The 17,350-nt window shown below is 44.5% G+C and carries 14 protein-coding genes and 1 other annotated feature; of the genes, 8 read left to right on the top strand and 6 right to left on the bottom strand.

Annotation, left to right across the window (positions count from 1 at the left end; genetic code table 11):
- Positions 1 to 6 precede the first annotated feature (6 nt).
- Both AABM38_RS18645 and AABM38_RS18640 read left to right on the top strand, forming a co-directional pair.
- Positions 7 to 1,326: a GntP family permease gene (locus tag AABM38_RS18645; protein ID WP_423407729.1), complete on the top strand. Its 1,320-nt coding sequence runs from the start codon at positions 7 to 9 to the stop codon at positions 1,324 to 1,326.
- Positions 1,327 to 1,368: 42 nt separating this feature from the next.
- Positions 1,369 to 2,145 carry a 3-hydroxybutyrate dehydrogenase gene (locus AABM38_RS18640; RefSeq protein ID WP_423410789.1) on the top strand — a complete coding sequence of 259 codons (777 nt, stop codon included), beginning with the start codon at positions 1,369 to 1,371 and terminating at the stop codon, positions 2,143 to 2,145.
- A gap of 158 nt (positions 2,146 to 2,303) precedes the next feature.
- On the opposite strand, the gene AABM38_RS18635 is transcribed toward AABM38_RS18640, so the two are convergent.
- The 4 genes from AABM38_RS18635 to AABM38_RS18620 form a co-directional block, all read right to left on the bottom strand.
- The gene (locus tag AABM38_RS18635) at positions 2,304 to 3,026 is read right to left on the bottom strand and encodes a LutC/YkgG family protein (RefSeq protein WP_423410788.1); all 723 of its coding nucleotides are present in this window, start codon (positions 3,024 to 3,026) and stop codon (positions 2,304 to 2,306) included.
- The gene (locus AABM38_RS18630; protein WP_423407728.1) at positions 3,020 to 4,450 is read right to left on the bottom strand and encodes a LutB/LldF family L-lactate oxidation iron-sulfur protein; all 1,431 of its coding nucleotides are present in this window, start codon (positions 4,448 to 4,450) and stop codon (positions 3,020 to 3,022) included. The genes AABM38_RS18635 and AABM38_RS18630 overlap by 7 nt, the downstream gene beginning before the upstream one ends.
- A 251-nt stretch (positions 4,451 to 4,701) precedes the next feature.
- Positions 4,702 to 5,418, bottom strand: a complete 717-nt coding sequence (locus AABM38_RS18625; RefSeq protein WP_423407727.1) for a (Fe-S)-binding protein — start codon at positions 5,416 to 5,418, stop codon at positions 4,702 to 4,704.
- A 183-nt stretch (positions 5,419 to 5,601) separates the two neighbouring features.
- Positions 5,602 to 6,333 carry a FadR/GntR family transcriptional regulator gene (locus AABM38_RS18620; RefSeq protein WP_423407726.1) on the bottom strand — a complete coding sequence of 244 codons (732 nt, stop codon included), beginning with the start codon at positions 6,331 to 6,333 and terminating at the stop codon, positions 5,602 to 5,604.
- Positions 6,334 to 6,654: 321 nt separating this feature from the next.
- Here AABM38_RS18620 and AABM38_RS18615 point away from each other — a divergent pair, with 321 nt between their 5' ends.
- The 3 genes from AABM38_RS18615 to AABM38_RS18605 all read left to right on the top strand — a co-directional run bounded on the left by AABM38_RS18615 (position 6,655) and on the right by AABM38_RS18605 (position 11,177).
- Entirely contained in the window at positions 6,655 to 8,349 is a 1,695-nt protein-coding gene (locus tag AABM38_RS18615; RefSeq protein ID WP_423407725.1) for an L-lactate permease, read from the top strand.
- Between the two features lie 93 nt (positions 8,350 to 8,442).
- Positions 8,443 to 9,855 carry a glycolate oxidase subunit GlcD gene (gene glcD, locus AABM38_RS18610; protein WP_423407724.1) on the top strand — a complete coding sequence of 471 codons (1,413 nt, stop codon included), beginning with the start codon at positions 8,443 to 8,445 and terminating at the stop codon, positions 9,853 to 9,855.
- Complete coding sequence (locus AABM38_RS18605) at positions 9,852 to 11,177, top strand: (Fe-S)-binding protein (RefSeq protein WP_423407723.1); 1,326 nt, start codon at positions 9,852 to 9,854, stop codon at positions 11,175 to 11,177. Before glcD ends, AABM38_RS18605 begins: the two co-directional genes overlap by 4 nt.
- Positions 11,178 to 11,880: 703 nt before the next feature.
- On the opposite strand, the gene AABM38_RS18600 is transcribed toward AABM38_RS18605, so the two are convergent.
- Positions 11,881 to 11,952, bottom strand: coding sequence for a hypothetical protein (locus AABM38_RS18600; RefSeq protein WP_423410787.1), 72 nt, complete (start codon positions 11,950 to 11,952; stop codon positions 11,881 to 11,883).
- A gap of 413 nt (positions 11,953 to 12,365) precedes the next feature.
- Positions 12,366 to 12,583: a binding site (T-box leader), on the top strand.
- Positions 12,584 to 12,693: 110 nt separating this feature from the next.
- On the opposite strand from AABM38_RS18600, the gene leuS reads away from it, so the two are divergent.
- From leuS to AABM38_RS18585, 3 genes are all read left to right on the top strand, one after another.
- Positions 12,694 to 15,108 (top strand): leucine--tRNA ligase, encoded by a 2,415-nt coding sequence (gene leuS, locus AABM38_RS18595; protein ID WP_423407722.1) that lies wholly within the window; start codon positions 12,694 to 12,696, stop codon positions 15,106 to 15,108.
- A gap of 344 nt (positions 15,109 to 15,452) precedes the next feature.
- A complete protein-coding gene (locus AABM38_RS18590; protein WP_423407721.1) occupies positions 15,453 to 15,764 on the top strand; it encodes a rhodanese-like domain-containing protein in 312 nt (103 codons plus the stop codon).
- A gap of 57 nt (positions 15,765 to 15,821) precedes the next feature.
- Complete coding sequence (locus AABM38_RS18585) at positions 15,822 to 16,007, top strand: sporulation protein Cse60 (protein ID WP_207500865.1); 186 nt, start codon at positions 15,822 to 15,824, stop codon at positions 16,005 to 16,007.
- Positions 16,008 to 16,030: 23 nt separating this feature from the next.
- Here AABM38_RS18585 and AABM38_RS18580 read toward each other — a convergent pair whose 3' ends face one another.
- Positions 16,031 to 17,299, bottom strand: a complete 1,269-nt coding sequence (locus AABM38_RS18580) for an NAD(P)/FAD-dependent oxidoreductase (protein ID WP_423407720.1) — start codon at positions 17,297 to 17,299, stop codon at positions 16,031 to 16,033.
- Positions 17,300 to 17,350: the final 51 nt, after the last annotated feature.

Genomic DNA, 17,350 nt, shown 5'->3' with positions numbered 1-17,350 from the left:
AAAGGAATGCTAAGTATGATTGGTTTGATTGGCGGATTGGCATTATTAATTTTTCTGACGATGAGGGGCATGAATTTACTTATTGTCGGTCCAATCTCTGCTTTATTTGTAGCATTGTTTAGCGGGATGCCGTTATTTCCGCAGCTGGCCGAAGAAGGCGCAGCCAATTTTGTAGGGAATTATATGACAGGTTTCTCTGGATTTGTTACTGCATGGTATCTGATGTTCTTGCTCGGAGCGATATTTGGAAAGGTTATGGAGGATAGCGGCGCAGCTGACAGCGTGTCCGAGTATATCGTCGGAAAGTTCGGCATGAAATATGCAGTCCTCGCAATCGTTATCGCCTGTGCAGTTTTAACGTATGGCGGTGTAAGTTTGTTCGTCGTTGCATTTTCAGTCTATCCAATGGCGCTGAGCTTGTTCAAGCAGGCCGATCTTCCAAGACGTTTTATCCCTGCTGCACTCGCATTCGGTTCTGTTACCTTTACGATGACTTCTGCAGGTTCTCCAGAAATCCAAAACTGGATTCCGATTGAATTCTTGAACACAACTCCATATGCAGGCTGGGAGGTCAGCTTAATTGTCGCTGTCTTCATGATGGTTTTCGGTTATTGGTGGCTGAAACGAATGATCACGAAAGCCGTTGCTAAAGGAGAAAGATTTGTTTCGAGGGAATCTGATCCTGTCAATGAAAAACGCACATTGCCTAATCCATGGATGGGTCTCATTCCTTTGCTGGTCGTTCTCGTTATCGCATTTGTATTCCATGATTCATTAAAACAGTCTGCCCTTATCATTGCACTTCTCGGAGGGGTAATCGCTACCTATGTGTTAAACCGAAAATACTTCAAAAACTTCTGGGAGGCGATTTCCGAAGGAACTCTGGGTGCCTTGATTGCAATCGGTAATACAGCTGCTGTTGTAGGTTTCGGCGGCGTTGCCAAAGCAGTACCGGCGTTCCAGACAGCTGTTGAAGCAATGACAAATATCCCAGGAAGCCCGCTAATCGGTGCTGCGGTCGCAGTCAGTGTAATTGCAGGTATGACTGGTTCTGCTTCAGGAGGCCAAGTAATCGCACTACCGCTGCTTGCACCGCACTATATGGATATGGGTGTAAATCCAGAGGCGCTTCACAGGGTTGCGGCCATTTCCTCTGGTGCGCTTGACTCACTTCCGCATAATGGATACGTAGTAACAACAGTAAGGGCGATTTGCGGTGAATCACATCAGGACGCTTATAATGCTGTCGGTGCCGTAACAGTTATTGTTCCAGCGCTTGGTGTCGTGCTGGCTATTATTCTATTTTCGTTTGGTGTGGGGATTTAATAAAATCAATTTCTACCTAGCCTAAAGGAAAGGAGTTTCATGATGGTAAAAGATAAAGTAGTGCTCATAACCGGTGCCGCTCAGGGAATCGGTTATGAGATTGGCAAAAGCTTTGCTGAACATGGAGGGAAGGTTTTCCTTACAGATTTGCAGGCTGATGCCGTAGAGAATGCAGCAGCCAGTCTGCTAGAGCTTGGATTTGAGGCTGCAGGATTGAAATGTGATGTTACAAAAGAGGAAGAAATCGCACAGGCTGTTGCGAAATGCGTTGAGCAGTATGGGCGGGTCGATGTCCTCATCAATAATGCTGGATTGCAGTATGTGTCGATGATCGAGGACTTCCCGACGGAAAAATTTGAATTGTTGATAAAAGTCATGCTTACTGCACCTTTTGTAGGATTGAAATATGCTTTGCCTGTGATGAAAAAACAGGGCTTTGGCCGCGTCATCAATATGGCTTCGATCAATGGGCTAGTCGGCTTTGCAGGCAAAGCAGCATACAATAGTGCCAAGCATGGGGTCATCGGGCTGACCAAGGTTGCAGCTCTTGAAACGGCCCAGCACGGCATTACGGTAAATGCGGTATGTCCAGGATATGTCGATACACCTCTTGTGCGCAATCAGTTATCAGACCTTGCCGAGACCCGCAATGTCCCGCTTGAAAAGGTTCTTGAGGAAGTCATCTTTCCTCTCGTTCCGCAAAAACGGCTTCTGGCTGTCGAGGAAATTGCCCATTATGTTCTGTTCCTTGCGAGCGATGCAGCCAAAGGAATTACGGGGCAGGCTGCAGTCATTGACGGCGGCTATACGATTCAATAATAAAATGAGCCGGCATCCATTGAAGGAAGCCGGCTCATATTTTATAACAGGGTTGGTTATGGCAGAAGTTTTATAAAGGGCATCAATGATGTTGTTTTAAGTGTCATTCATGCCTTCATTAGTAAAATTTTTAGGCCTTTTAAGCGTTTGGTAAAGTCTTATAGGTCATCAATTACGATATAGGTTGCTTTCACTGGTCCATGCACGCCGACAACCAGGTTCAGTTCAATATCAGCTGAATTGCTTGGGCCGGTAATAAAGTTAATGCATGATGCTACCTGATTGCCAGAGTGGTGCAATTCGCGCAATTTTAGTGCTGCCTGCGTAATCCTTGGTACGATGGTGCTCTTAGGAATAAGTGCGATATATGTGGCTGGAAGGAAGCTGACTGTCCGGCCTTTGTCTTTATCACTGAATAACACAACCGTGCCAGATTCGGCGAGGGTCATTTCACTGATTGTGATGCCCACATTCGCTTTTTCCGCCTGGCGGATATTTTCCTCGCCGTTCCTATGGTCCCACTCATAAACTTCAATTTTTTGAGAAGGCCATTCATTTTTCATAAGAGAATCAAGTCCCCATTTTGAAAAGCGGTCATCCTTCCAGGAAACGACTGGTCCGCCTCCATAATTTGTCACAACTTCATTCAATGTCTCAGGCAAATTCTTCGAATCAGTCATGACTAGGCTTGTATGAATTTTAAGGCATTGAGTTTTTAATACCTCAATCAATTCATCAGGAGTGGCTCCGTTTAAAACCTGGTCCTGGGGGCGATGTTTCCAGGCAGGTACTTTAACGCCGCTCGATAATCGGCCTCTTCCAAGTGAGCTTGCAAGTTGATCTAAAAAGGCTTCACGGTTCTGGATGGTTCCTGTCACGATTCTTTGCCTCCTTTTTCCCGGTTTTTGAACCAGTCCCTGAATCTTTCTTTGTTAGGAGCAGGGAACTCCCTGATTTCTGTCCAGGCTTTTAGCGGGCCAGGACCTTTTGATATTTTATCACCGACAGTGAACGGATTCATGGCTGCAGGAGCAACCTTGGATCCGAGCTTGTATAGCATTGGCGAAGCAGCACCAAGTCCAAATGCCTTCATGGCGAGCTTTTCGGAAATTGGCGCTTTGCCTTCCTGCTCAACTATTACCTGTCGATGTTTATGCAAAAGCTCATGAAGCGGTATTTTTACAGGGCATACATCTGTACATGCTCCGCAAAGGGTAGAAGCATATGGAAGCTCCTTGTATTCGTCATATCCGCCAAGCAGCGGCGACAATACTGCACCAATTGGTCCTGAATAAATAGATCCGTATGAGTGGCCGCCTACATGTCGATAGACTGGACAAACATTGATACATGCTGCACAACGGATACATTGAAGCACAGACTGGAATTCACCGCCAAGAATTTTTGATCGGCCATTATCAACGATGACAAGATGGAATTCTTCTGGTCCATCTACGTCATGGTCTTCACGAGGACCTGTCAGGACAGTGATATAGCTTGTAAGCTTCTGACCGACAGCACTTCTTGTAAGCAGGCTGACGAGGACCTCCATCTCTTCAAACGTTGGTACTAGACGCTCCATTCCCATTACCGTAATCTGGGTTTTTGGGAGGGAGGTAACCAGATCGGCGTTGCCTTCGTTCGTCACAAGGCTGAAGGAGCCTGTTTCAGCAACCGCGAAATTACAGCCTGTGATGCCAATGTCTGCTGTCAAATATTCCTGGCGCAGCATTTCGCGTGCATGCCAGGCTAGTTCTTCGGGCTTCTCCGTTTTTTGATAGCCAAGCTTCTTTGTAAAAACGTCCCTGATCTGCTCCTTGTTTTTATGCAAGGCAGGAACAACAATGTGTGAAGGCGGATCATGATCGTCCACCTGGAGGATGTATTCCCCGAGGTCCGTTTCAACGACAGTACAGCCAGCCTCTTCAAGCGCTGCGTTAAGGCTGATTTCTTCTGTGACCATGGATTTGGCTTTAACGACTTTTTTGGCATTCTTTTTGGCAACTACGCCTTTTATATACTCATTCGCCTGCTCTGCAGTCTGGGCGAAGAAAACATGCCCTCCGCGTTTGGCTACATTTTCACTAAGCTGCTCCAGATAATAGTCCAAATTTTCAAGGACGTGCTGGCGGATTTCTTCACCATGGCTGCGCCATTCTTCCCAATTTCCCAGTTCCTCAGCCGCGTTCTGTCTGCGGACGCCCATGCTGTTCTGGGCACCAGCAACCGCGCCGCGCATGAAAGAATCATTTATGCCATTGTCGACACGTTCTTTAAAGTTATCCGTTCCAATCTTCATTGCCATGCGGAATATTCCCTCCTTTTTTCATCAGGAAAAATATTTTTTTTTATATTGGCTGTGTTAAACGAGTCTGTTGATTTCCGCTCCAGGCGCTTCGCTTTCCGGGGGGCGTCAGGTGAGCCTCCTCGTCGCTTTCGCTCCTGCGGGGTCTCACCTTGGCCGCTGATCCCCCAGGAGTCTGCGCGCCTTACGCTCCAATCAACAGGTGCAAAAAATCAACATTGTACTTTAACACAGCCATTATATTAGAGTGATTATCGGCTGTTTAACACTTCTGCAATATGGAGGACCTTAATCGGTTTTCCTTGCCTTTCAATTCTTCCGCCAATGTTCATAAGGCAGCCAGCGTCCGCCCCAATTAAATACTGTGCTCCTGTTTCTTCAACATGCATGACCTTTTCATCAACCATCTGTTCAGAAATCTGCGCCATCTTGACAGAGAAGGTACCTCCGAAGCCGCAGCATTGCTCCTTGCCAGGCAGCTCAGTGAACTCGAGGCCCTTTACATTGCTTAATAGAATCATAGGTGCCTTTTTGACACCTAACAATCTAGTCATATGACAGGATGTATGGTATGTGACCTTGCCTTCAAAACGGGCACCTACATCTTCAATCTTTAAGACATCCACAATAAACTGAGTTAATTCAAAGGATTTAGCCGCAAGCTTCTTCGCCTTTGGCTCCCAAACAGGATCTCCCTTGAATACATGTGGATATTCATGGAACATTGTGATGCATGATCCGGAGGGGGATACAACATACTCTGCATCTATAAATGTATCGATCATCGATTTCATTGCTTCTTTTGCTTCTTTAACATAACCACTGTTATAGGCTGGCTGACCGCAGCAAACCTGAGATTCAGGGAAATCGATTTCACATCCAAGCTTCTCCAGCAGTTCCACTGTGGCTTTTCCCGCATTGCTCTGGAACATGTCGACCAAACAAGTTGCAAAAAGAGTTACCTTCATTTGTTCAACCTCTTTCCTAACGATTGATATAAACAGAGATTAACAGGTCATCTGATGACCTGAAAATCACATGGCTTCATTAAAACTAATACTACTATAAAAATATATTTTTTTGAAAGGGGTTTCAGAAATTTTTTATTAAATAAAAACCATACCTCTAGAAAAGAGGTATGGAAAATGGATTTATAATGGATTCCCTTTAGACTGGTTGATGTACTTGAGGAGGATATCCTCTACACTTTCAATATGGCTTAGCATCAGGCTTCTCGCAGTTTCTGCATCTTGTTCTTTTATCGCCTGGTAAATGGCGTAGTGCTCATCATGAAGACGATCTGTCGTTGTTTGTTTAGAGTAAAGCCAGAGGCGTCGTGTTTCCTTCATCGTTTCACCCATTAAGCCGGAAACATGGTTCATTAAGCTGATTAATAATGGATTTTGCGAACTTTCGGCAATGGCCAAATGAAATTGCAAATCTGCTTTTTCACCAAGCTCCTCATTGCCATTTGCGCGCTTCATTTCCTCCAGAGCGTCTTCCATAGCCTTCAGCTGAATGTCGGTGCGCTTCTCAGCCGCAGAGAAGACAGTTCCCGCTTCAAGAATTTTACGAACCTCTAATAGATGTGCTGTGTCTTCAGGGTTCATCAGGATGGCAGTGGATAAAGGGAAGCTGATCTGGGATGTTTCGAATTCTCTTACATAAGTTCCTTCGCCCTGCCTGATTTCGATTAATCCCATTGCTCTTAAAGCAGTAAGCGCTTCCCTGATAGCGGAGCGGCCAACCTGGAAGTTTTCTGCCAGCTGCTGTACTGAATCCAGTTTGTCACCAGGCTTTAGTTGTCCAGAACGAATCATGCCATGAATCGCTTCTGCCACTTCTTCATATATTTTTTTAGGTTTGATTTTTTTATATTGCAATATAAAGCCCCCAAGTTTGTTCTCTTAGCATTCATTATACAATTTTTTGCGGGAAGGGGAAGATTCTTTCAGCATGAAATGGGTTTTAAGTGGTAAATTACAGTTAAAAAAATCACATGAAGATATAAATATATTTTACTAAATTTTAAAAAAGATATTGAAAAATTTGTAGAAGGGACCCTATAATTCAAATAACAGTCATGTTAATGACCTAGTCATCAGATGACCTTATCATAATATGTAAGCGATTACTCGGTGAGGGGATGGCCAAACAGTTGGGGAACTGTTTCATTATGACAACTTGATAATAGGGGGTAAATTATGTCGTTCACACAAAATTTCACAGCGGTAGGTGATAACCTCGCCTTATCCGCAATCGTTGCACTGATTCCTATTTTGTATTTCTTCTGGGCCCTCGCGATTAAAAGAATGAAAGGGCATATTGCGGGCTTGACTACGCTTGCTGTCGCAATTATTGTAGCGGTTATTGCGTTTAAAATGCCTGCCGGTCTGGCACTCATGTCAGCTTCACAAGGTGCGGTTTACGGTATTTTGCCAATCGGCTGGATCATTATTACGTCCGTGTTCCTGTACAAACTGACTGTGAAAACAGGACAATTTGATATTATTCGCAATTCCGTCCTGTCGATCACAGAAGACCGCCGTTTGCAGGCACTTTTGGTAGCGTTCTCATTTGGTGCGTTCCTTGAAGGAGCAGCAGGATTTGGAGCGCCAGTAGCCATTTCGGCAGCACTTTTAGTAGGATTAGGGTTTAATCCTCTTTATGCAGCAGGACTTTGTTTAATAGCTAACACAGCACCGGTTGCCTTCGGAGCAATTGGGATTCCGATTATCGCAGTTGAAGGACCAACAGGGATTCCTGCAATGGAAATTTCAAAAATGGTCGGCCGCCAGCTGCCATTCTTGTCCGTTTTCATTCCGTTTTATTTAATCGTCATTATGGCAGGCTTTAAGAGAGCTTTAGAAGTATTGCCGGCAATCCTTGTATCAGGGATTTCATTTGCAGCAACACAGTACTTCACATCTAACTTTGTTGGACCAGAGCTTCCGGATATACTTTCTGCGCTCGTTTCCTTGTTTGCGCTTGCGATCTTCCTTAAATTCTGGAAGCCTAAGACAATCTTCAGATTTGAGGCTGAACAGGAGCTGGCAGCAACTGCGGCAGTAAAAATGCCACTAAAAACTAAGCAAGCACATACTGGTGCACAGATTTTCAAAGCATGGTCTCCATTCCTGATTTTGACTGCAATCATTTCAGTCTGGGGTATTCCGACAATCAAGCTTGCCCTTACAGGTCACTATGAGGGAACAAATGCAGTCTTAAAAGCGATCAACTCACTTGGTCATGCCTTAACATTTGTGCCTGAAGTACCTTTCTTGAACAATAACATTATTAACACAGCAGGAGATCCAGTTGCTGCAGTATATAAGCTGGAAGTGCTTGGTGCTGCCGGAACAGCGATCTTAATTGCAACCATCATCACAAAATTCATTGTCGGCATCTCCTGGGAAAACTGGGTAGTAACCTTCGGTGAGGTAATGAATGAATTGAAGTTTCCTGTACTGACTATTGGATCGGTTGTAGGATTCGCATATGTGACAAACGCGTCTGGCATGAGTACTACATTAGGTATGACTCTAGCAAAAACAGGTGCAGTCTTGTTCCCATTCTTCTCTCCATTCCTTGGATGGCTTGGTGTATTCATAACTGGATCTGATACATCAGCGAACCTATTATTCGGAAATCTGCAGAAGATTACTGCTACTTCAATTGGCATGGATCCAGTTCTTGCTGTTGCAGCGAACTCTTCCGGCGGGGTTGCTGGCAAGATGATTTCGCCGCAATCAATCGCTGTAGCGTGTGCAGCAGTTGGACTGGCTGGAAAAGAATCGGATCTGTTCCGCTTCACGATCAAACATAGTTTATTCCTGGTAACGCTCGTCGGCATTATCACATTCTTGCAAAATAGCGTTTTATCATGGATGATTCCTTAATTAATGATTTGTAAAAAATACAAAATAATCCCAGGCTTCTGTCATAATGATAGATGCCTGGATTTATTTATCTTCACAAGGGGGAATATCATAATGCTTACAACAGCAGTAAGAGAAAAAATCATTTGCGTCGTTTCTGCGGCTAATTTTGACGATACGAAAACAGGACGTCTTGTCTATTCATACGATGCAACACCTAATTTTCAATCGATGCCTGATGGAGTAGTGAGTCCAAGGAATAAAGAAGAAGTTTCAGAAATTGTTAAGATCTGTAATGAGTATAAAATTCCAATTGTGCCGCGTGGATCCGGAACAAATCTTTGCGCCGGCACCTGTCCTACAGAAGGCGGGATTGTCCTGCTTTTTAAACATATGAATAAGATTATTGAAGTAGATGAAGAGAACCTGACTGCTACTGTGCAGCCTGGGGTCGTTACGCTGGATTTAATTAACGCCGTTGAAGCAAAGGGGTTATTTTTCCCTCCAGATCCAGGTTCTATGAAAATATCAACAATCGGTGGAAATATTAATGAAAATTCAGGCGGACTGCGCGGATTGAAATATGGTGTAACAAGAGACTACGTGATTGGTCTTGAAGCCGTCCTTCCTAATGGAGACATCATCCGGACAGGAGGAAAGCTGGCCAAAGATGTAGCAGGCTACGATTTTACAAGATTGTTCGTCGGTTCTGAAGGAACGCTGGGAATTGTTACAGAAGCGATCCTGAAACTGATTCCTGTTCCAGAAACAAAGCAGACGATGCTTGCTCTCTATCAGGATCTTGAAGCGGCAGCGAAATCTGTTTCAAAAATCATCGCAAGCAAAATCATCCCGGCCACGCTTGAATTCCTTGACCAGCCAACACTTAGGGTTGTGGAGGATTTTGCTAAAATCGGCTTGCCTACTGATGTAAAAGCTGTTTTATTGATTGAACAAGATGGTCCTCCTGAAGTTGTCCAGCGGGATATGGCGCGGATTGCCGAGGTGTGCAAGGAGGAAAAAGCTGTTTCCGTCCAGGTAGCCCAGACAGAAGCAGAGGCAGAAGCTCTAAGGACAGCTCGTCGCAGTGCCTTATCAGCACTTGCCCGTTTGAAGCCGACAACGATTCTAGAGGATGCTACAGTACCAAGATCCGAGATTGCTAGAATGGTAAATGCGATCAATGAGATTGCAGTGAAATATAATTTGAATATCTGTACTTTTGGCCATGCAGGTGATGGAAATCTTCACCCAACCTGTCCAACAGACTCCCGCAACCATGAGGAAATGGAGAGAGTGGAAAAAGCTTTCGCGGAAATTTTTGAAAAAGCAATTGAGTTTGGCGGCACGATCACAGGTGAGCATGGCGTCGGCGTCATGAAAGCACCGTACCTTGAGTTGAAGCTTGGCAAGGAAGGGGTCGCTGCCATGAAGGCTGTGAAGGCAGCGCTTGATCCAAACAATATCATGAATCCAGGCAAGATATTCGCGAAAGACAGCAGGAAACGAGTGGTGGTTTCAAGATGACAACAGTTCAAGAACAGCAGAGAATCCAGACACAATTTCAGGAAAAAATGAACCAGGACGAATTATTGAATTGCATGCGATGCGGCTTTTGTCTTCCTACCTGCCCTACATATATAGAATCAGGCTATCAGGAATCCCATTCACCGCGCGGACGCATCGCTTTGATGAAGGCGGTAGTCGATGGCTTGATCGAGCCGGATGAGGATTTTGAAAGATCACTCGATCTCTGCCTTGGTTGCAGGGCGTGTGAGCCTGTCTGCCCATCGGGTGTGAATTATGGACATCTTCTCGAGGAAGCCCGAGATATTGTTAACCAAAACAAGAAGTTTTCGATGCCGGTTCGGGTTGTTCGAAAAGCTGTATTTAAGGGGCTTTTCCCTCACCAGAACAGAATGAGGGGACTTACAGGACTGATTGGTTTCTATCAGCGTTCAGGGCTTCAGAAGGTTGCGCGAGGTACAGGAGTGATGAAGCTATTTCCAGAATCACTCGCTACTATGGAAAAAGTACTGCCGAAGGTGCCAACGATGAAGGAAATGAAAAATCGTCCTGAGCACCTTGAAGCGATCGGTACGAAAACCCATAAGGTCGCCTTTTTCAGCGGTTGCTTGATGGATACGATGTTCCTTGAGACAAATAATGCGACCATGAAGCTGCTTCAGCTGGCAGGCTGCGAAATTGTCATTCCGAAAGAGCAGGCTTGCTGCGGCGCAATTCATGGCCACAGCGGTGAAAAAGATGATGCGAAAGCACTGGCCCGCCGTAACATTAAAGCCTTTGAGGATACTGGCGTAGATTTTATCATCACCAATGCCGGCGGCTGCGGTGCCTTCCTTGTCGACTATGACCATCTGCTTAAGGACGAACCAGAATGGAACGAACGAGCAAAGGAATTTACGGATAAAATCAAAGATATATCTCAGATTTTAGTAGAGGTAGGTTTCCATGAAAAAGTGAAGCTAGAATTGCCGCACCAAGTCGTGACATACCAGGATTCATGCCATCTGCGCAACGTGATGAAGACTGCTTCAGCACCAAGGACCCTGTTGAAAGCTATTAACGGGGTGGAATTCCGGGAAATGCTGAATGCCGATCGCTGCTGTGGTTCTGCTGGAATTTACAATATTGTCGAAAGCGAAATGTCCATGCAGCTGCTGGACTCCAAAATGGTCAACGCCAAGGCTACACATGCGACAACGATTGTCACTGCAAATCCGGGGTGCCTGCTCCAGATGAAACTGGGAATCGAACGTGAAGGCATGTCTTCTAGTATGAGAGGAATTCACATTGTTGATTTGCTTTTGGAAGCTGTGAAAGAATAGTTTTATTTTTTGAAACCCTATTCGTGATTTCTTTGCGGATGGGGTCTTTTTTTAGTTGAAGAAATCTTTGGGTGGGTGGTACAGCCTGTTTCTCGTAGTACCAGTAGAAATGAGGTTAGGTGATTTTAATAAATGAGTGGCGAAATCATCCGAGTTTACTTGAAGAAATAAACGTAATTGTTTATTCGATAAGGTGTTCCCATATAAAAGAAAGTAATCTTTAATTGCGGAAATGTGTGCGTCTTTTGAGGTGTGGCTGCAGGATTTGCAAAACCAATTTCCGTGGATACGTTCCATCCCCAAGACAGAGCATCTCGGACATTGGATTCCCAGATTCAGGTCTTGAATGGGAATATTCATGACACTAACATCATGGATAAGTGGTTCATGTTTTTTTAATAACCATTTGGTTATTTTTTTGATGTCTTTCCTCGACCAATTCACGTTTTTATATTTAGACTTCAAATCTGAAATTTTGTAAGGAATTCTTTCCGTTCGGCAGACCCTGTAGGCAACTTCTTGACTCCTGCCTGGATTTAAAAAGAGTGTTTGCGGGTTGCTGATTGTAACGAAGTATTCTAGTGGAGAAGAGGGGAAATGATTTTTAGATAACAAGGTATGCAGATGTGATGTTTGGATTTTAGCTTGCAGGACTGGGCTGGAATAAACCTTTGCACTTCCATCGAATCTTTGAATCATCTGATCAATTAAACTCGATTTCTCCTGCGTGATTTTTCGCCTCAATATTTACGGCAAAGTATGGACTAAGAAGCAGAGTATCTATTTGGAAGTGGGTATCAAGGTGAGGAAACCGTATACTCTCAATTGGATATTGTCGAAATCCCGCGAGAGTAGGATTGGATTCCGCAATTCCCCGTCCTTATTCCGCAACTTCTTGTCGAAATCACGCAAACTGGAAACTCCACTCGTTTTTTTCCAATTTTTCAAAACTAAATCTGGACTAAATAAAAATTGAAACCGATGAATGACGTGGCCAGGGCTAAACCCCTGGCTTTTTAACGCGAACTAAGCTGAATAAATAACCGAATATTTTCTCGCGGTACAACTTCGGTAGAAAATCCCCACACCAATCCACCTCGAAACTCATATTATAACCTCCAAAATCATTTCTTCCATCCCCGCTTGCATCGAGGCGGGAAATTTATTACAATATCCCTATATCTATATTGAAAGACTTCGACAAGGAGTAGTAGTGGTGAAAGCCTGTGCAAGAGAGCTGGCGGTTGGTGCAAGCCAGACGGGACCATCATGAACTCGCCTTTGAGTCGCGAGCGTGAACCTTTAGTAACGCTTGCCGTATTCCGCGTTAAGGGTGAATGAAGCGAGTGTTGCACACTAATTTGGGTGGTACCGCGGGAGATCCTACATATCCTCTCGTCCCTTTTACAGGGACGGGAGTTTTTTGTTTTTTTAGGAGAAAAAGCACAAGCAGCAGCTTTTATATCCAAAACTCCATCCCCTTAAAATAAATCGACAAAAACAGGAGGACAAATCGATGAGCTTTAACCATCAGGAAATCGAAAGAAAATGGCAATCGTACTGGGAACAGAACAAAACCTTCAAAACAACTGAAGATAAGGGAAAACAAAAATTTTACGCGTTGGATATGTTTCCATATCCTTCAGGTGCCGGACTTCACGTTGGACATCCGGAAGGGTACACGGCAACTGACATTCTTTCACGCATGAAAAGGATGCAGGGCTTTAACGTCCTTCATCCAATGGGCTGGGATGCATTCGGTCTTCCAGCAGAGCAGTATGCATTAGATACTGGTAACGATCCTGCGGAATTTACGGAGCAGAACATCAACACGTTCCGCCGCCAGATCAAGGCGTTAGGCTTCTCATATGATTGGGATCGTGAAGTCAATACGACTGACCCTGGATACTATAAGTGGACTCAATGGATTTTCTTGAAGCTTTATGAAAAAGGGCTTGCATACATTGATGAAGTGGCAGTGAACTGGTGCCCGGCACTTGGAACTGTTTTAGCTAATGAAGAAGTGATCGACGGGAAGAGTGAGCGCGGTGGTCACCCGGTTGAACGTCGTCCAATGAGACAGTGGATGCTTAGGATTACTGCCTATGCAGACCGCTTGCTTGAGGACCTTGATTTATTGGATTGGCCGGACAGCCTTAAGGATATGCAGCGGAACTGGATTGGACGTTCAGAGGGTGCAGAAGTTACTTTCAACATTGAAGGACATGAAGGAACGTTCACTGTCTTCACAACACGACCAGATACATTATTCGGAGCCACTTATGCAGTTCTAGCACCCGAACACCAATTGGTTGATAAAATCACGACAGCTGAGCAGCGGGCAGCAGTGGAAAAATACATTGATGAAATCAAGAGCAAGAGCGACTTAGAGCGTACAGACCTTGCAAAGGACAAAACTGGCGTGTTCACTGGCGCTTATGCGGTCAACCCAGCAAACGGCGAGAAAATGCCAATCTGGATTGCGGACTATGTACTAGCTTCATACGGAACAGGTGCGATCATGGCAGTACCTGCTCATGATGAGCGCGACTACGAATTCGCTAAAAAATTCAACCTTGAAATCAAAGAGGTCGTTGCTGGTGGAAATGTAGCTGAAGAAGCATACACGGGCGATGGCGAGCATGTGAATTCTGAATTCCTTAACGGCATGAATAAGGAAGATGGAATCAACAAGATGATTGCATGGTTAGAGGAAAAAGGCATCGGAACGAAAAAAGTCACGTACCGTTTGAGAGACTGGCTATTCAGCCGCCAGCGCTACTGGGGTGAGCCGATTCCAATCATCCACTGGGAAGATGGCACAATGTCAGCAGTACCTGAGGATCAGCTGCCGCTTATCCTTCCAAAAACGACGGACATCAAGCCATCGGGAACAGGCGAGTCTCCACTTGCGAATATCGATGAGTGGGTGAATGTCGTTGACCCTGAAACAGGCAAAAAGGGCCGCAGGGAAACGAATACAATGCCGCAGTGGGGTGGCAGCTGCTGGTACTACCTTCGTTACATTGATCCGAAAAACGAGCATGCACTTGCCGATGCTGAAAAATTAAAAGAATGGCTTCCGGTCGATATTTATATCGGTGGAGCAGAGCATGCTGTATTGCACTTGTTATATGCACGCTTCTGGCACAAAGTCCTTTATGATGTGGGTGTAGTCCACACGAAGGAACCGTTCCAAAAGCTTTTCAACCAAGGGATGATTCTTGGTGAAAACAACGAAAAAATGAGTAAATCAAAGGGCAATGTCGTCAATCCAGATGAAATCGTTGAAAGCCATGGTGCCGATACTTTAAGACTTTATGAAATGTTCATGGGTCCGCTTGAAGCATCAATCGCCTGGTCAACAAATGGACTTGATGGCTCACGCCGCTTCCTTGACCGTATCTGGCGCTTATTCGTTGACGAAAATGGCAGCTTGAATGAGAAAATCAAGGAAACCGACGGATCGAACCTTGAGAAGGTCTACCATCAGACTGTCAAGAAAGTAACGGAGGACTATGAAGGACTTCGTTTTAACACGGCGATTTCGCAAATGATGGTCTTCATCAATGAAGCCTATAAGGCAACAGAACTTCCTAAAGCATACGTGGAAGGCTTCGTTAAAATGATTGCTCCTATTTGCCCTCACATCGCTGAAGAGCTTTGGGCAAAGCTAGGACACAATGAATCCATTACTTATGCTGCATGGCCTGCATATGATGAAGCTAAACTTGTCGATGATGAAGTCGAAATCGTTGTTCAGGTAAATGGTAAAATCAAAGCAAAAATGATGGTACCTGCAGATGCGAACAGGGAAGCTTTAGAGCAGCTCGCTATGGAGGACGATGAGGTCAAAGTACAAATCGATGGCAAGACAGTCCGTAAAGTAATTGCTGTACCAGGAAAGCTAGTAAACATCGTAGCTAATTAATTTCGGTAGGCAGGATACGAGTTAGCAGTATTGCTGATTATCCGCAGTCCAATTTATAAAATAACCAAAATAAAAGGGTCGTAATCTACGGCCCTTTTGTTCTAATTAAAAATAGGCTGTTCCAATGATCGATGGTGAATTTTATCGCCAAACGCCCCGTGGAAAGCAAGTGCTGTAGCGGAAATCAACTGTCTAATTCAATAATATCTAAAATACGGTACCCGGTAGAGTGTATTTTTTGCTTAAATAAACGAGTTTTTCTATAATAAATAGGGGAAAATACATTAGTGTTATGTATTTTCGAACAAGAAAATTCAGATACTTAAAAATTGGAGGCTACTACTATGAATAAAGTTGAAACGATTACTACTGAAGAACTTCAAAAGAAGCTTGAAGCTGGGGAGAAGCTTGAAATGGTTGATGTTCGTGAGCATGATGAGGTTGCATCTGGAATGATTCCAGGCGCTAAGCATATTCCAATGGGTGAAATTCCTGAGAGAATGGGCGAATTCGATAAGGATAAAGAATACATTTTTATTTGCCGTTCAAGCGGACGCAGCGGCAATGTCTGCCACTATATGAATGAGCAGGGCTACAAAGTCCGTAACATGGTTGGCGGAATGATGAGCTGGGGCGGAGAAACAAAGCTTCCGTAATTATAAAATTCTGAAAATATGGCCAGACTGGATGTTAAAAAGGAAGGAAGACTAACCTTGATCCAGGTCAGAGTATTTGATCATGAGCATGAAAAAGATCTTGAACAAGAAATGAACCGATTTCTCGAGAAGCTGGATGAGAAGAAATTGCTGGACATTAAGTATAATGTCGCAGTCGTGCCAGAGGAATTGGAGGAGGAACAGATATACTGTTTTTCTGCGATGATTGTGTACAGAGCCTGATTCTATCAGGCTCTGTTTTCATTTTATTTGTGTAAAGCATGCTTTGCTGCATTCATGCCGGCAAGCCGTCCTGTTACAAGGGCTGAGGTAATGTTGTATCCCCCTGTGTAACCGTGGATGTCGAGGATTTCTCCGCAAAAATAAAGGCCCATGGCTTTTTTTGAAGCCATTGTCTGCGGCTCGACTTCTTTAACTGAGACGCCTCCGCCTGTTACAAATGCTTTATCCAGGGGCAGGGTACCATTTACCTTGAACTGAAATTGTTTTACCGATTTAGCAAAGCTTCTGATTTTTTCATGGCCTAGCTGGCCGCCCTGCATAGCAGGATCTATTTCGTTTCGTTCCAGCAAAAACATGAGATATCGTTCGGGCAAAAGCCCTTTCAGCAGATTTTTGACAGCCTTTTTCGGTTCAGCCTTAATAAGCTTGTTAATCTCCTGGAATAACTCTTCTTCTTTCATGTCTGGGAGGGCATCAAGTGACATCACAACTTCTTTTAAATCCCATTTTTGCATAGCTTTGACGACAAATTGGCTGCAGCGCAAAACAGCAGGTCCGCTTATTCCAAAGTGTGTAAAAATCATGTCCATCCTATGGGTGATCAGTGCCTTGCCTTTTGGATTCAGTACACTTAGCGCAACACTTCTTAAAGATAGACCCTGAAGTACTTTTTCCTTGATAAAAGGTTCATTTGAGGTGACAGGCACCTCAGTCGGAAAAAGACCAGTAATGGTGTGTCCGGCTTTTTCAGCCCATGCATATCCGTCTCCAGTAGAACCAGTATGGGGAACTGATTTACCGCCAACAGCAATTATTATGCTGTCAGCGTGCATCTTTTCACCGTTTTTCAAGTGAACTGCTTCAACCTGGCCATCCTTATAATCGACATCAGCAGCGGGGCTGTTTGTCTTTACCTCGACTTTTAATTCTTTTAGCTTTGTAAGGAGAGCATCTACAACAGATTGAGCTTTATCTGTGACAGGGAACATCCGGCCGTGATCTTCTTCCTTTAGCTGAATTCCGAGCCCTTCAAAAAAAGCAATTATATCCTCATTGCTGAAAATGTTAAGGGCGCTGTATAGGAAACGGCCGTTGCCTGGTATATGCTTGATAATTTCTTCAACAGGCAAGCGATTTGTCACATTGCAGCGTCCGCCTCCGGATATCGCCAGCTTGCGCCCGAGCTTGTCCCCTTTATCAATCAACAGAACTTTTGCGCCCTGTTCACCGGCTGCAATGGCAGCCATTAATCCCGACGGTCCGCCGCCGAGGACGATTACATCATATTTCATACTTTCACCATCTTTTCGAGTTCACTTTTATCAGCGGACTGTCTTCAGCCA

The organism is Heyndrickxia sp. MSNUG (genome assembly GCF_049532715.1).
In the GTDB taxonomy this organism is placed as follows: domain Bacteria; phylum Bacillota; class Bacilli; order Bacillales; family Cytobacillaceae; genus Mesobacillus.
Note: the sequence above shows the minus strand (reverse complement) of the source record. Positions and strands in the feature narration are given on the sequence as shown.

What these genes read in the sequence shown, in the direction of transcription:
- AABM38_RS18640 (WP_423410789.1), top strand. Translation starts at nt 1,369, where the DNA reads ATGGTAAAAGATAAAGTAGTGCTCATAACCGGTGCCGCTCAGGGAATC.
- AABM38_RS18645 (WP_423407729.1), top strand. Translation starts at nt 7, where the DNA reads ATGCTAAGTATGATTGGTTTGATTGGCGGATTGGCATTATTAATTTTT.
- AABM38_RS18630 (WP_423407728.1), bottom strand. Translation starts at nt 4,450, where the DNA reads ATGGCAATGAAGATTGGAACGGATAACTTTAAAGAACGTGTCGACAAT.
- AABM38_RS18625 (WP_423407727.1), bottom strand. Translation starts at nt 5,418, where the DNA reads ATGAAGGTAACTCTTTTTGCAACTTGTTTGGTCGACATGTTCCAGAGC.
- AABM38_RS18580 (WP_423407720.1), bottom strand. Translation starts at nt 17,299, where the DNA reads ATGAAATATGATGTAATCGTCCTCGGCGGCGGACCGTCGGGATTAATG.
- AABM38_RS18590 (WP_423407721.1), top strand. Translation starts at nt 15,453, where the DNA reads ATGAATAAAGTTGAAACGATTACTACTGAAGAACTTCAAAAGAAGCTT.
- AABM38_RS18615 (WP_423407725.1), top strand. Translation starts at nt 6,655, where the DNA reads ATGTCGTTCACACAAAATTTCACAGCGGTAGGTGATAACCTCGCCTTA.
- leuS (WP_423407722.1), top strand. Translation starts at nt 12,694, where the DNA reads ATGAGCTTTAACCATCAGGAAATCGAAAGAAAATGGCAATCGTACTGG.
- AABM38_RS18605 (WP_423407723.1), top strand. Translation starts at nt 9,852, where the DNA reads ATGACAACAGTTCAAGAACAGCAGAGAATCCAGACACAATTTCAGGAA.
- glcD (WP_423407724.1), top strand. Translation starts at nt 8,443, where the DNA reads ATGCTTACAACAGCAGTAAGAGAAAAAATCATTTGCGTCGTTTCTGCG.